Genomic DNA, 13,462 nt, shown 5'->3' with positions numbered 1-13,462 from the left:
CGATCTTGCGAAAATTCTGACAGAATATGCCGCAATTTCGTTCATCCCTGGAGCGCTTCATGGCCACTTTCACCAAGACCGTCGCCCTGCTGGTCCTCGCGCTTTCTGCCGGCAGTGTCTTCGCCGCCGCCAAGCCGACCACACAGACCATCTCCACCCTGGGCGGGAAGTTCACCTTCAAGCTGCCCAGGGCCTATACCGCCGACACCTTGCCGGCTGGCAAGGCGGATGATGGAACCGCCGACACCCAAGGCACGATGTACGCCAACCAGACCACGAAAAGTGTGGTGATCGTCGCCGAAACGGTGCGTGCAGACGGGGTAACCATTGGGGATAACGACGCGCAGTTCCTCGATGGCGCCGTGGCCGGATTCGTCAAGGACCAGAGCGCAGCACTGCCTGACTTCAAGAAGCAGAGCGAGAAGAAGCTGAACGTCAAGGGCCTGGGCCTGCGCCAAGTGGACAGCACCGCGACCCAGGGTGGTGGCAAGACGCTGCAATCCACATTCCTCGGTGGCTCGGGAAATCATTTGCTGGTGATCCAGGCGATTTCGCGGGCGGATGATGCCAAGGGGCATGCGGCGCTGGTGAAGCAGATTACAGGCGGTAAGTAACCCGATCTCCCAATCAACACAACACCAATGTGGGAGCAGGCAAGCCTCCCACATTTTTTAACCGCGTTTACCTCAGGCTTTTTTCCAGCCAAACCTTCAAGTCCTGCACTTCCGACTCGCTGACAGTGTGGTTCATCCCCGGATACCCATGAAACTCCGGCTTCAACCCGAGCCCCGTCAACACCTCATTCGCCCGGGTCGCCGAGGCATACGGCAGCGCCTGGTCCAAGGTGCCGTGGCCGATAAAGATCGCCAGCTTGCCCAATGACTCATCCGGTTTCAGCTCAGCTTTGAGCACCGGCAACACGCTGCCACTCAACGCCGCAATCCCTCGCACCAGCTGCGGGTCACGCAACGCCAGCTCATACGACATGATCGCGCCCTGGCTGAAACCAATCAGGAACACGCGATCACTCTGGGTGTGGTACTTGGCAGTGGCTTTGCCGACGAAGTCCTTGATCAGCCCCGCACTGCGCTGAAGATCGGCCGTTACACCATCGTAATCGCCGTCACCGGGCGTCTTGGTAAACCAGCGAAATCCATTCGGGCCGACCGGCATGGGCGCCCGAACCGACAAGTAGGTCCACGTGGATGGCAGCGCGTCCTTGATGCCAAACAGGTCTTCCTCGTTACTGCCAAAGCCGTGCAGGAAAATCACCAGCGGCTGGTTGCGCGCATCACCCTGGGTCTGTTCCAGGTACGACAACGGCAAGTCGGTGTGCAGCGTATCGTCGGCATGAGCGGCACCGGCTAGCAGGGTCAGCGCCAGGGCAAACAGTTTAAGCATGGGACGTTACCTCAGGGTTTGCGTAGCAAATAAGTGTCCATGATCCAGCCATTTTCAAGGCGCGCGGCCTTGCGCACCCGTTGGATTTCTTCGGCCACCTCACTCACCTTGCCGCTGATCAGGATCTCGTCCGGCGTGCCGAGGTAGGCGCCCCAATAGATGTCCAGATCCTGATCGGCAACGCTGCGGTAGGAATCTTCGGCGTCAAGCATGACCACCAGGGTGTCGGCATCACTCGCCTGCCCCGCCGCCAGACGGCGCCCGGTGGTGATCTCAACGGACTTGCCGATGCGGTTCAACGGCACCTTGTGCTGGGCGGCCAGGGCCTGCACGCTGGTGATACCGGGGATGACTTCGAACGCGAAGGTGCAGCGACCACTGGCCAAAATCGCCTGCAGAATGCGGAGGGTGCTGTCGTACAGCGCAGGATCGCCCCACGCCAGGAAAGCGCCCACTTCACCGTCGGCCATTTCCTCATTGATCATGCGCTCGAAAGTCTGCTGCTTGTTGCGGTTGAGGTCCTGCACGGCGGTGGTGTAGTCGATATCGCCGCGCACACGCTCGGGGCAATCGGCCTCGACGAAGCGGTAGCCAGGCTCGGTGATGTAGGTCTCGCAGATCTCGCGACGCAGGTCGATCAACTTGTCTTTGCTCTGGCCCTTGTCCATCAGGAAAAACACGTCGGTGCGGTTGAGCGCCTTCACGGCCTGCATCGTGATGTAGTCAGGGTTGCCGGCGCCAATGCCGATGATCAGGATGCGTTTCATGGGTAGCTCTCAGTGCGGGGCGTGGATTTTGCCATGTTCAGGCGTCTAGGCGTGAGTTTCCAGGCGCAGGCGCCAGACCGTATTGAAGCGCAGCTCCGTGGTGGACAGCGGCTCGACGTCGATACGGTAGAACATCGAGAGCGGAAACTGCATGACGTACAGCATTGCGGCGCGGATCACGAAGGGGTGGGTGATGGCGACGATATGGCCGGGTTGGGTTTCGAGGGATTTCATCCACTGCGCGACACGCGTGCAAACGTCCTCCACTGACTCGCCGCCATGGGGTGCGCACGCGCTGTCAGTGAGCCAGGTGTTTAACTGATCGCCATTCAGTTGGCTGATGGCCTGGCCTTTCCACTGGCCGAAATCAGCGTCACGCAGGGCGTCTTCGACTCCTGCGTCACCGCCGAACAAGCCGGCTGTCTGCCGTGCGCGTATTTCCGGCCCGCACAACAAACGCCGGGGTTCCTTATAACGCCCGGCGAGGGAAAGTGCCGCCCCCTGCCAATCCATCGCCACCGCCTCGTCGTCCGGAAAACGCCCGCGCTTTTGCAGAGGCGTGGCGGCATGGCAGATGAGGGTCAAACGGGTGGCTTGCACGCAATTCGCTCTGACGAATGAAGGCCAATAAGACTGGCGCAGTTATCCACGGCGTGCAACGTCTTGTGCCTGTTCCCACAGGGGAATGGATTCACACGCTGGACCAGGTTCACACCGCCCAACTGTGGGAGCTGCCTGCCATGGAGGCAAATCCCCGATTCAGAAAGCCAATTAACCGATTTGACGTTTAACCACATCGATTGCGTGCTGGACACTGATTATTTCATAAGCCTCCTCATCTGAAATTTCAATACTGAACTCCGCCTCCAGCGCGATAACCCACTGTGGAAAGTCCAAAGAGTCAGCGCCAAGATCTCTAAGGAACTCTTGTTCATTTCGAATACCTTTCATATCCAAACCCAACTGCTGACTTAAAACCATCTTTACACGGCTCTCTATATCACTCATCACAACCTCCCAAACACTGATAGCGCATGCGCAACTGATACCGACTGGCGATTCATACCCGTCTCAACATAACCCTAACCGTTCTCCACCCGCCGCAGACTGTCACAACTAACAGGTCACCTATACCCATTCGAAATAAGATCTAACTATCAATAACGAACAATGGACCTACGTTGTATATTCCTGGTCAATCAAACCACTCACGGCGGCCTTCGAAGGTGCTGACGATCAACTCCACAATCATCCGCACCGCCTGCGCATCCCCCTCCTGCGCATTCACTGCCAGCCACACCTGGCGCTGCATGCTCTCGGCCAACAACCCCGGCAACGCCACAAGCCCACGGTCAACACTGCTCATGTAGTGCGGCAGCAACCCAATACAGGCGCCACAACGAATCATCTCCAGCATCAGCGAATAAGCATGCACTTGCACCACTGCCGCCAAACGCTGCTCCACCACCCGGTTCCACGGCTGCAACGCGCCAACCTGCGCATCAGGCTGCCACTGCACCAGCATGTAGTCATCCAGGTCTTCCACACTGTCCGGCCGTGTCGTGAGCCGTGAATAACGCTTGGCGATATGCGGCAAATATTGCAGCCGCGCCAGGGCTCGCGGCGGCTCGGTGACAAAGCTCGGGCCGGGCACCGGGGCATCGGCGTCCGACAACCACAGCACCACGTCCACCTCCACCGCTTGCAGCGACAACGGGCTGTCGATGGAGATGATCTCCAGGCGCACGCTGGCATTGCGTCGCAGCAAGGCAATCAGGTCGCGCCCAAGGATGTCGTGCAGGATCGGCTCAGCCACCGCCAGCCGAATCAGCGGTTGCTCCGTGACCGGCAGGCGCCGCTCATGGGCCAGGGCGATTAACTGAGCCTGCAACTGCTGACCATCGCGGCTAAGTACCAAGCCATTGCCCTGATAGGTGAACAGCGAATGGCGCAGATGTTCTTCCAACTGCGCCAAGCGCTTGCGCAACAGCGTCGCCTTGATATTCAAACTGCGCGCCGCCTGCATGAAACAGCCGCAGCGCGCACTCACCAGAAAGTAGCGCGCCACCTCCGGGTCAATCTCTCCGGCCAGGGCCAGCCAGGTGCTGCGCCCCTCGCCCGGTGCGCGATAAGCGGACGGCCCCTGAAGGCCAGACGGTTCTAGAAATGCCATGGGAGACTCCCTGTCTTGTCTGTCTGTGCATCCAATGCGGGTTGAAACGCGTTACTCCAGCACCTTGTTCAGCTCTGCACCGTCGATACTCAGGGTGGCGGTGTTGAGCATGCCCTCGAGGTAAGCCTTGGCGATCTGCTCCTGGCGCTGGGCGCGCAGGGCCTGGGTCAGGCGTTCGCGCAGTTCGTCCAGGGTCGCCGTGCGCGCCGGTTGCTGGCCGGTGAGCTTGAGCACATGGAACCCTGCCGCACTCTGCACCACATCCGACACGGCGCCGACCTTGAGGCGCGACACCGCACTGCGCACTTCGGGCACCAGTTGCTGCAAAGGCTGCATCCCCGAGTCTCCACCTCGCGTGGCGGAGTCGGTGTCCTGGGAAAACTGCGTGGCCAGGGCGGCGAAATCACCCGGTGACGCCTGGACGCGGCGGCTCAGTTCCTGGGCCTGGCGGCGTACTGTGTCGAGGCTTTGCGGGTCATTCGCCGCGAGAAAAATCTGGCTCACCCGATACAACGGCGGCGTCATCCATTGCGACTTGCCGCTGTCGTAGGCCTGTTGCAATTCAGCCGCGCTGGGGTAGTCGGCCGGCACCTGGCTGACCGAGAGCATGTAGTCGCGAAACACGATTTGCTCAGTGGCGGCTCGCGTTTGCTGTTCCACTTCCGGGCGCTGGCGCCAGCCTTGCGCGTCGGCCTGTTCGAGCACCGCCTTTTGTGCCAGACGTGAACGGATCCAGGTCTCCAATGCACCTCGGTTACCGCGCAATTGCTCGCGTGACTCGGCCGGCAGGCTGGCAAGCACGCTTTTCAGTTCCGTGAGGTCGATCTGCTGATTACCCAGGCGTGCCACCGCTGGCCCACTCGGCGCAAGGTTGAGCACCGGTGCCGGTTGCTGAGCCGCCACCGGGTCGCTGCCCGGTCGCACGCTCAAACCCACCGCCACCACCAGCAAGGCCAGCGCACCCGCGCCGACCATCAAGGTTGGCTTTTTCACAATACGGGCGCCTCGACGTCGGCCTGGGCCTGCAACTGCGCCGCCTGCTGGCTGTATTCACGCAGGTAGACGATAAACTCCTGCAACAGGCGATCCCACAGTTCCAGCTGGCTGCGCAGGTGCGTGGCGCCCACGCCGGCCACCACCACGTCCATTTCCATCAGCAGGAATTCGCCCTGCACCGACAATCGCGCAAAGCGCCGCGATGCGTTCCATACCTGGGCCAGGCCTTCAGGCAACTCGCCCTGGATACGCAGCGCGCAGCTGTAGGTGAAATCCACATAGTTGCCCTGCTCTGCCGCCGGGTTGCCAAAGCGCACGGCAAAGCCGATGCCCTGGCTGGCGCTGAGCAATTGCACGATACCGTTCTGTTCGGTCTGATTGACCCGGTAGCCCGCTTCCTGCAGCAGCTCGGTGAGGCTCTGGGTGGTGACGCTGGTGATCAATTCGCTCATGGTGATCTCTGATCTGTCTATCAATGATTGGCAGTTGCCTGGGGCGCGTCGAAACGGCTCTTGTACAAATCGTCGCCAAAGCCCTGGGCCAGTTCCTCGAACTTGACCCGCGCACTGCTGGCGAACGGCTGGCGAATACTCATCACCTCGGCCACGTCGATTTTTTCGTAGGCCGCGAGCAGTTGCTGGGCCACGCCGTACATCTGTTGATTCTTGACTGAACATTGCTGCACGTGTGTGTCACGTTCGCTCAGCTGTGCCTGCAAGCGAGCGCGCTCGGCTTCTTTACCCTTGGCGAGCACCAGCAGTTCGTCATAAGCCTTCTTGAACTTGCCGATCTGCTCATTGCTCGCCGCGACCTGGGCTTGCGCCTGACTGTGCAGGCTCTGTTGCTGGCCGGCCATTTGCTCGGCCACGCTACGGGTCTTCTCCAGCTCAGCGGTCAGTTGTTTGATTTGCACCTGGGCCTGCTTGGCCTGGGTTTCAGCGGCGATGCGCGCCGCACTGGCCTGGGCCTGTTCGCTTTGCAGCGCCTGCAATTGCTGGGTGGTGCTGCGCAATTGCGTACGCAAGCGCTCCTCCATGCCTTCAGCCGAGGCCGCCGTGGCAACAAACACCAAGAGCAGCCCGCAGATTCGCGTGTTCATGTGGCATCTCCCTGCGCATCAAAAGCGCGTGTTGAGTTCCAGTTGCATCACATCGACTTCAAACGGCGCGCCATACACTTCTGATGCGCTCAACCAACGCGCACTGGCGTAGAGGTTCTTTTCGATGCCGTAGTTGGCGCCGATGAAGTACCCCTTGGCGTTGGTGCCGCCCAGGTGGAACGAGGAATCGTTGAAGCCGTCGGGCAAGGCGTCGGGCTGGATGTATTTGTAGCCAGCCAGCACGTTCCAGTCGCCGCGTTTGCGCATCTCCAGCGCGCTGCCGAGGGTCATCTGCACCATCAAGGCGTTGCCGCCACTCTCAAACTGGCCCTTGCTGTTGATGTTGTTGACGATCTCGCCTTCGCTGCGCTTGAGCATCTCGCCCTTGTCGTAGGCCAGGTTGTGGATGAAGTTGCCCTGGGTACGCAGTTTGAAGTCGCTCGGCAGTTCGGCATCCCACGCCAGGTTCAGGTCAAGCACGTCGAACTTGGACGCCAGGCCGACAAACTGCGGTTGCGGGGTCAAGCCAGGCGTGGCCGGGTTCGGGGTGATATCACGCAGCAGGAACACGCTGTTGCCCTTTTGCATAAAGGCCAGGCGCGAGCCGTCGCTGTCGCAGGCGGGCTGCCCGGCCCACGGCTCACACGCGCCGGAGCGTTGGCCTTCGATATCGTCAAAGTGGTAGTACGCCATCGCGCCTTTGATGCTGTTTTCGCGGTTGATCTTCCAGTTGGCGCCGATCTGTCCGCCAAACAGCCACTTGGTCTCGCTGTCTTCTTTGTCGAAGCCGTTGCTGCTGGCCGAGTCGGAGGTGTACTCCACCGGGAACGCGCCAAGGGTGCCGAACAGGCCCCACTCGTTGTTCAGGGCATGGTTGAAATTGGCGGCAATACCGTCGAAGTTCAGGTCACCCGAATACATCATGTCAGTGGAATAGAACGGGTTAGCGAACCGGCCTGCGGTGAGGGTGACGTCCTGGGTGGCTTTCCAGCTGAGATAGCCCTGGTCGAGCCAGATGTCCTTCTTGCCAAAGCCGCCGCCCAAGGTCTGGGTGGTGGACACCGGGTTGTTGTCGGAGCCGGTGCCGATGCGGATGCCGGCGGTCCATTCCGGCGACAGCACCGCTTTCATGCCCAGGCGCGCGCGCAGGCGGAAAAGGTTTTCGCGGTCCTTGGTGGTGTTGAGCAGCGGTGGCAGCTTGGTGTTGGTGTCTTTGTTGGTGTCGTACGGGCCGCTGTCATTGAGCTTGGCGTAGTCGACGATTTCGTTGCTGTTGTTGCCTGAGAAGTAGCGCGACTCATCCCGCAGGCGGATATCGCCGTCAAAGGTGATACGCGAGATCCAGTCCGGGAAGGTATTGGGCTGGGCCCAGTTTTCCTGCTTGGCGGTGGCCATGACCTCGGCCTTGACCTGGTCACGAATCTGATCCTTGACCGCCTGCGGCACATATTGCACACGCACATCGCCGGGCGCTGCGACCGGGCCTGCGGCAACCACCGGTGCCGCATTGGCCTGTCGTGCCTGCTGGGCTTCTTTTTCCGCCTGGGCGATCAGGCCGTTGGCGGTTTCCTGCTTGAGCACGCCTTGCTGCACCAACAGGCGGATCAGGTTGATCGTGACGTTTTCCGAGGGCGCGACCGGGGCGGCAGTCGCCTGGCCGACCAGGGTCGCGATGACCATGCCGACCGCCAGGGTCAGTCGATTCACGGGGGAAATCATGTGTACGCAACTCCTGTAAAAAACCGTTGAAAAAAGCATTCAATTAATCCGGGCGCCGGCCTTTGAGGGACAGGCGCATGGGCAGCGTCAGCGACGCCGGCGGCTTCTGCGTGGCACGCGGTGCACGTATCAGCGCAAGCATCTGGGCATCGGTCTCGGCGTCCCCGCTGGACTTGGCCACCTGCGCCTTAGTGACCTGGCCATCGACGCCCAACCACAGGTCTATCTGTATCGAGAAAGCCTTCTTGCGTAATTCCGGGTCTTCGCGCATCAGCCGTTGATAGGTGCCGGCCAGGTACTGCTTGTACGTGCCGGTACCCAACCCACCACCGCTGCCGGCCATGCCGCCGCCTTTGCCGGCGCCAATGTTGAAACCGTCATTGCCGGACTGTGCATCGCCATCGATCTGCATCGGGTTGGCCAGGTCTTCGTTAGGCGAAGGCGGCGCTTCCTCTGCCGGCTTGACGTCTTCGGGTTCGGGGCTGGGCACCGGCTCCGGGACTTTTTCTTCGACCTGGGGCTCGGGCTCCTTGGGTTTCTCTGGAGGCGGTGGCGGTTGCGGCGGCAACGGGATAATCATCGGCACCTTGGGCGCTTCGCGGCGCACGCCACTCATGTCATTGGCCCACTGCCACAAAAACCAGGCCGCCACGGCGCCCAGCAACAGGCTCGCGCCCCACTTCAACGGGTGCAATGGTGGCTTCTTTTTCACGGGCAGTGGCGCCATTGGGATCTGTGCGGTCATGGCTCAGCCCTGGCTCGGTTTGCCGGTGACCAACCCGACCTGGGACAGCTCCAGCCGGCGCAGCAAGTCGAGCACTTCGATCACCTTCTGGTACTGCACCATCGCATCGCCGCGCACGATTACTGGGAAATCGGGGTTCAGCGCTTTCTCGATACGCAGGCGTTCTTCGAGCTCGCCGAGGGTTACCGGGTAAGCGTCAAGGAACACCTGGCCGCCGTCGTTCACGGAGATCGCCTTGGTCTTGGCCTCCGACAACGACACCGAGGCGCTGGCCTTGGGCAGGTGAATCTGGATACCCGAGACCTGGGCGGTGGCGGTGAGGATAAACATCACCAGCACCACCATCAGCACGTCCACCAGGGGCGTGATATTGATGCTGTCGACGGCGGCATCATCGTCATCGTCGTGGGAGGCATTTACAGAAGCCATGGCAACTCTCCTCAGGCCGGAACCGGTGCGTGATGCGGTGCGCGGTGCGCGGCTTCACTGTGCTGGCTCTCGCCGTGCATCTCCGCCAGGCGGGTGATGAACTCGTCGACAAACACGCGCATATCCGCACTCACTTCCTTGTTACGCGTGATCAGGCGGTTGTAGCCAAACAGCGCCGGGATCGCGACAAACAGGCCCATGGCCGTGGCCAGCAAGGCCGCCGCCATACCCGGCGCGATGGCATTGATGTTCACGTCACCGGCCATGGCGGTGCCGAGGAACACCACCATGATCCCCAGCACCGTCCCGAGCAGGCCGATGTACGGGCCGCCGGCGATGGCGTTGGACAGGGTCGAGAGCTTGGAACTGAGGGCCTGGTTTTCGCGGGTGCGCACGCCGTCCATGGAGCAGCGGATCGCTTCAATAGTCGCGGCCGAGACCGAAGAAGTGTCAGCACCCTGGGCGCGGCGGGTGCGGATTTCCTTGACCGCCACCAGGTACAGACGCCACAGCGAAGAATGGGTCAGGCGCTCAGCCAATTGCGCGTCGTCGGCATACATCTCCAGGCGGGTGCCGATCTGCGCGAAATGCTCGCGGAAGATCTCGTTGCCACTGCTGAGCCGGCTGACCTGACGGTTCTTGCGCAGCATGATGACCCACGACTGGAACATCATCCCCACCAGCACCAGGATGATTACCCAGGCGTCGACGGGAACCGCGTTGAGCAGGAAGCCCAGGCTGCCGAAACCAAAGCCGGACTGTTCTTCATCCACGCCATAGGCCACCAGCTTCGACTCGGCGCCCTGGGCGCTGGCGTCGGCCAGCAAGAGCGCGGCCGGGCGCGCCACTTTGGACAGGCGCAGCTCATCGATGGCGCCGGCGAAGGGCTGGTGCGTGCTGCCCGCTTCCGGCAGGTCGGCACCGATGGCCAGTTGGGAATTGAACGCTGGCAAGGCGACAGCGAAGGTCGCGGTTTCGCGGCCATTCACATACAGCGAGACCTTTTCACCTTCGGCGGTGAACGCCAGGTGCTGCCATTGGCCAGGGTTCAGCGGTTGGGTCGACACGGCGCGCTGGCCGTCGATTTCCACAAACGGCATGCCTTGGTTCACGCCCAGCAGCAGGTTGTGGGAGCCGTCGCGCCGGGCCAGCACCACTTGCTCACCGCTCGCCTGGTCCAGGCGCAGCCAGGCACTGAAGGTGAATGCGCCACCGGCTGCATGTTGCAAGGATGGGCTGGCCGGCAACATCAAGGGCTGGCCGCCAAACTGTAAGGCGCGGCCGATCACGCCGTCGATGCTCACGCCCGTGGCGTTCAGTGCGGTGTTGGCGTAGGCCGTGGTGTCCCGGGGCGGTGTGGCAGTGGCCCCATCAAAGTGGTAGAGCGCGGTGTAGTTCGGGTCAAACGTCAGTTGGCCGTTGACGGTGGCCGCGGCTTTCTGATTGCCGTAGTACATCCACAGGTCCTGGCGCTGGCCGCCTTCGACCTTGGGCACATCGACCCAGATCAGCGCCATGCCCATCAACGGGTCGAAGCTTTCGATCTGGTGGTTGAACACGGTCTTGTCATCGGCACTCACAAAGCGCAGGTCGGCACCGTCTTCCTTGACCCCGTCAAAGGTGAAATTGCCCGTGTGCAGGCGCACCAGCAGCGCGGTTCGGCCCAAGGCCTGGTTGATCGCGGCGCCTTGGGCGGTGGTGTCTACCGAGATCTGTTTGCGGTAGTGCCAATCGTCCTGCCACCAGGCATGGGCGGTGGCCGGGAGCGCGAAGCCCAGGCAGATCAACAGGCTCAGGAATAGGCGTTGCATGGGTGAAATCTCCGGAAGAAAAAGTCAGAAAGTCGCCTGCACACTGAAGTGCAGTCGCGAGTCCTGTTTCTGGGTGTTCGGTCCATCGAGCAGCGGGTAGCCCCAATCCAGGCTGCCGGACAACCATTTGCTCAAACTGGCGCGGGTGCCCAGGCCGACACTGGCCAGGCTGTATTCGTCTTCTTGCTCAGGCAGCGGGTCGTGCAGGCGCATGCGCGCGCCTTCGGCGAATGCGTAAAAGCGCCACTCCTGCACATAACTGCCGAGAAACTTGGCCAGGGACGGCGTGCGCAACTCTTGGGAGAGCAAGTAACCCTCATCCCCGGTGCGTTCCGCCGCCAGGTAGCCGCGCACCGAAGTGGCGCCGCCGGCGGAATACTGCTCGTTGGAGACCAGCGGCCCCGAGGCGAGTTGGAAGCCACTTTTGGTGGCTGACTGCCAATCGTTGGCGAAGGTGTAGGTGTAATTCAGGTCGCCCTTGAGCACGGCAAAACTGGCGCTGGCCTTGTAGCGTTTGTACTCGAATTCTTCGGCGTCGCTGCCGTAGCCGAAGAACGCGCGGGTGCCCACCACCAGGTTCAGGCCCAAGCCCAACTGTGATTGCTCGGTGTAGCGAAAGCCGTTGTAGCCAAAGGTGAACGGTGCGTACTTGAGCGGCACCTGGTCGCTGCTGGCGCCGAATTTGAGCTGTTCGTCGAAGTCCTTGAAGTCCACGCCGAACGAAAACGAGTTGGCCCAGTTTCCCGCCGCCGGCAGGTTGTAAATGGCCGACACGCCGTAGGAGTGGCCCTTGCCCAATACGTTGCTACCGCCGAGGGTGGCGATGTTGCTGTCTGACTGGTAACCCGAGAACTGCAAGGTCCAGCGCTCATCCAGCGGCGCGCTGTAGGCGCCCGACCAGACCTTGGCATTGGCGCTGTCCTGGGGCGCGGTGAAATAGGTCAGCGAGATGCTGTGGCCCAGTTGCCACAGATTGTCGTAGCCGAGGGTCGCCACCGAGCGCAGCTTTTCGGTGTCGGCGCTGTAGTCGTTGTTAAGGCCAATGCTGGCGTGCCAAGGGTTCTGGTCTTCCACCTGCAAATCCACATCCATGGTGCCGGGGCGCTGGCCTTCGCGCACCAGCGGCGTGACCTGGCGCCCGGCACTGCGGTTGAGGCCGGCCAACTGGGTTTGCACCGTGGCAAAGTCTGGCACCGCGCCCTCTTCCAGCGCTGGCACCTGCTCGCGGATTTCCACCGGCGAATAGTGCTTGGCGCCGACCACACGCACGCGTCCCACCTTGGTTTCGCTGACTTGCAGGTAAACGATGCCGTCATCGACCTTCTGCTCCGGCAGCTCGACAAACACCGACTGATAGCCGCGTGACTGGTAGATCTTCTGCAGCGCATCGCGGGCGCCTTCGATATCGCCCAAGGTCTTTTGCGGACCGAGGAACGGGTACACCGCCTCCTCGATCGTCGCCGCATCGAGCACCGTGTTGCCGCGCACGAAGTACTCGTTGACGTCGACCTTGCGCGCCGCTTGCTCTTCCTCGGCCAACGCGATTTGCGTCACGCTCCCCAGCGTCACGCAACACAGCGCCAGCGTTAATTTGAACAGATGCTCCACACCGCCCCCTGACATTATGATTTTTTGCGCCGCCACCGATTGCCCGGCATGCGGCCTGCTCAATTGCTGGTGATCGAGGTGTTACCGTGGCGTGCCAGCCAGGTGTGCAACAGCGCGAAGTTCAGCGAGAACTCCGGCATGTGCAGCAAGGCGCCACAAAACACGTCACCGATGATTTTCTGGATGAGTTGCACCGCACGCGGGTTATTCAGCAGCGTGGCGATGTCGCGGGTGAGCACATGAATGCTCCAGACCTTTTGGTTCAGGTCCAGGCCGACGAACCAGCGAAACAGCAGGTTGTAGTTCAGCTGTTCATGCAGTTGCTGCTCGCTGGGTACCGAATACAGCAGTTGCAGCAAGAGGACTTGCAGCACGGTGTGCGGGGCGATCGACATCGCGGATTCGGCCACCAGCCACTCACGGTGCTGGTCGAGCACTTCGTCGATCTGCGGGCGCAGCAACACCAGGGAATGGCCCGCCGGGATGTAGCTGGACACTTCCTTCAACGCGCCCTGCCAGTCGTCCTGAGAGACAATCCACACCCACGGCGCACCGTAGCGGTACACCGAAACCGGCTTCTTGCGCGCGGCTTCAACGATCTTCGACAGGCGCTGATCGAGCTCCTGCATGCCTACTTTCGAGTAACGTTCCATAGTTCCCACTTGCCCCACTCCTGGCGTCTTGCTGACGGCTGGGGAGGCAGCTTGTGGCGGC

Annotated in this window: 15 protein-coding genes; 1 reads left to right on the top strand and 14 read right to left on the bottom strand. The window is 61.4% G+C overall.

The features are described 5' to 3' along the window. Positions 1–59 precede the first annotated feature (59 nt). Positions 60–614, top strand: a complete 555-nt coding sequence (locus tag AACY36_RS24685) for a hypothetical protein (protein WP_339436524.1) — start codon at positions 60–62, stop codon at positions 612–614. Positions 615–681: 67 nt separating this feature from the next. Here AACY36_RS24685 and AACY36_RS24680 read toward each other — a convergent pair whose 3' ends face one another. The 14 genes from AACY36_RS24680 to AACY36_RS24615 form a co-directional block, all read right to left on the bottom strand. Continuing rightward, positions 682–1,401: an alpha/beta hydrolase gene (locus tag AACY36_RS24680; RefSeq protein ID WP_339428103.1), complete on the bottom strand. Its 720-nt coding sequence runs from the start codon at positions 1,399–1,401 to the stop codon at positions 682–684. Between the two features lie 11 nt (positions 1,402–1,412). Continuing rightward, the gene (gene cobF / locus AACY36_RS24675; protein WP_339497677.1) at positions 1,413–2,168 is read right to left on the bottom strand and encodes a precorrin-6A synthase (deacetylating); all 756 of its coding nucleotides are present in this window, start codon (positions 2,166–2,168) and stop codon (positions 1,413–1,415) included. A 45-nt stretch (positions 2,169–2,213) separates the two neighbouring features. Continuing rightward, complete coding sequence (locus AACY36_RS24670; RefSeq protein WP_339419795.1) at positions 2,214–2,768, bottom strand: histidine phosphatase family protein; 555 nt, start codon at positions 2,766–2,768, stop codon at positions 2,214–2,216. A gap of 171 nt (positions 2,769–2,939) precedes the next feature. Continuing rightward, a complete protein-coding gene (acpP, locus tag AACY36_RS24665) occupies positions 2,940–3,176 on the bottom strand; it encodes an acyl carrier protein (RefSeq protein ID WP_339419794.1) in 237 nt (78 codons plus the stop codon). A 187-nt stretch (positions 3,177–3,363) separates the two neighbouring features. Continuing rightward, positions 3,364–4,341 (bottom strand): LysR family transcriptional regulator, encoded by a 978-nt coding sequence (locus tag AACY36_RS24660; protein ID WP_339419792.1) that lies wholly within the window; start codon positions 4,339–4,341, stop codon positions 3,364–3,366. Between the two features lie 51 nt (positions 4,342–4,392). Further along, a complete protein-coding gene (locus AACY36_RS24655; protein ID WP_339419790.1) occupies positions 4,393–5,334 on the bottom strand; it encodes a peptidylprolyl isomerase in 942 nt (313 codons plus the stop codon). Beyond that, positions 5,331–5,789 carry a YbjN domain-containing protein gene (locus tag AACY36_RS24650; RefSeq protein WP_049708791.1) on the bottom strand — a complete coding sequence of 153 codons (459 nt, stop codon included), beginning with the start codon at positions 5,787–5,789 and terminating at the stop codon, positions 5,331–5,333. The genes AACY36_RS24655 and AACY36_RS24650 overlap by 4 nt, the downstream gene beginning before the upstream one ends. Positions 5,790–5,809: 20 nt before the next feature. Next, positions 5,810–6,436 carry a DNA repair protein gene (locus AACY36_RS24645; RefSeq protein ID WP_339419786.1) on the bottom strand — a complete coding sequence of 209 codons (627 nt, stop codon included), beginning with the start codon at positions 6,434–6,436 and terminating at the stop codon, positions 5,810–5,812. Positions 6,437–6,454: 18 nt separating this feature from the next. Then, positions 6,455–8,155, bottom strand: a complete 1,701-nt coding sequence (locus tag AACY36_RS24640) for a putative porin (protein ID WP_339419785.1) — start codon at positions 8,153–8,155, stop codon at positions 6,455–6,457. A 43-nt stretch (positions 8,156–8,198) separates the two neighbouring features. Beyond that, positions 8,199–8,900: an energy transducer TonB family protein gene (locus tag AACY36_RS24635; protein ID WP_339497675.1), complete on the bottom strand. Its 702-nt coding sequence runs from the start codon at positions 8,898–8,900 to the stop codon at positions 8,199–8,201. A gap of 3 nt (positions 8,901–8,903) precedes the next feature. Continuing rightward, complete coding sequence (locus AACY36_RS24630; RefSeq protein WP_010211136.1) at positions 8,904–9,329, bottom strand: ExbD/TolR family protein; 426 nt, start codon at positions 9,327–9,329, stop codon at positions 8,904–8,906. Between the two features lie 11 nt (positions 9,330–9,340). After that, positions 9,341–11,140: a DUF2341 domain-containing protein gene (locus AACY36_RS24625; RefSeq protein ID WP_339497674.1), complete on the bottom strand. Its 1,800-nt coding sequence runs from the start codon at positions 11,138–11,140 to the stop codon at positions 9,341–9,343. A gap of 24 nt (positions 11,141–11,164) precedes the next feature. Beyond that, positions 11,165–12,748 (bottom strand): ShlB/FhaC/HecB family hemolysin secretion/activation protein, encoded by a 1,584-nt coding sequence (locus AACY36_RS24620; RefSeq protein ID WP_339419779.1) that lies wholly within the window; start codon positions 12,746–12,748, stop codon positions 11,165–11,167. 59 nt (positions 12,749–12,807) lie between these two features. Beyond that, positions 12,808–13,401, bottom strand: a complete 594-nt coding sequence (locus tag AACY36_RS24615; RefSeq protein WP_339419777.1) for a transposase — start codon at positions 13,399–13,401, stop codon at positions 12,808–12,810. Positions 13,402–13,462 lie beyond the last annotated feature (61 nt).

It is taken from the genome of Pseudomonas sp. EA_15y_Pfl1_P101 (assembly GCF_963970835.1).
GTDB lineage: Bacteria > Pseudomonadota > Gammaproteobacteria > Pseudomonadales > Pseudomonadaceae > Aquipseudomonas > Aquipseudomonas tritici.
Note: the sequence above shows the minus strand (reverse complement) of the source record. Positions and strands in the feature narration are given on the sequence as shown.

Coding starts and splice junctions, on each gene's coding strand:
- AACY36_RS24680 (WP_339428103.1), bottom strand. CDS start 1,401: ATGCTTAAACTGTTTGCCCTGGCGCTGACCCTGCTAGCCGGTGCCGCT.
- AACY36_RS24685 (WP_339436524.1), top strand. CDS start 60: ATGGCCACTTTCACCAAGACCGTCGCCCTGCTGGTCCTCGCGCTTTCT.
- AACY36_RS24645 (WP_339419786.1), bottom strand. CDS start 6,436: ATGAACACGCGAATCTGCGGGCTGCTCTTGGTGTTTGTTGCCACGGCG.
- AACY36_RS24630 (WP_010211136.1), bottom strand. CDS start 9,329: ATGGCTTCTGTAAATGCCTCCCACGACGATGACGATGATGCCGCCGTC.
- AACY36_RS24615 (WP_339419777.1), bottom strand. CDS start 13,401: ATGGAACGTTACTCGAAAGTAGGCATGCAGGAGCTCGATCAGCGCCTG.
- AACY36_RS24660 (WP_339419792.1), bottom strand. CDS start 4,341: ATGGCATTTCTAGAACCGTCTGGCCTTCAGGGGCCGTCCGCTTATCGC.
- AACY36_RS24650 (WP_049708791.1), bottom strand. CDS start 5,789: ATGAGCGAATTGATCACCAGCGTCACCACCCAGAGCCTCACCGAGCTG.
- AACY36_RS24625 (WP_339497674.1), bottom strand. CDS start 11,140: ATGCAACGCCTATTCCTGAGCCTGTTGATCTGCCTGGGCTTCGCGCTC.
- acpP (WP_339419794.1), bottom strand. CDS start 3,176: ATGAGTGATATAGAGAGCCGTGTAAAGATGGTTTTAAGTCAGCAGTTG.
- cobF (WP_339497677.1), bottom strand. CDS start 2,168: ATGAAACGCATCCTGATCATCGGCATTGGCGCCGGCAACCCTGACTAC.
- AACY36_RS24640 (WP_339419785.1), bottom strand. CDS start 8,155: ATGATTTCCCCCGTGAATCGACTGACCCTGGCGGTCGGCATGGTCATC.
- AACY36_RS24635 (WP_339497675.1), bottom strand. CDS start 8,900: ATGACCGCACAGATCCCAATGGCGCCACTGCCCGTGAAAAAGAAGCCA.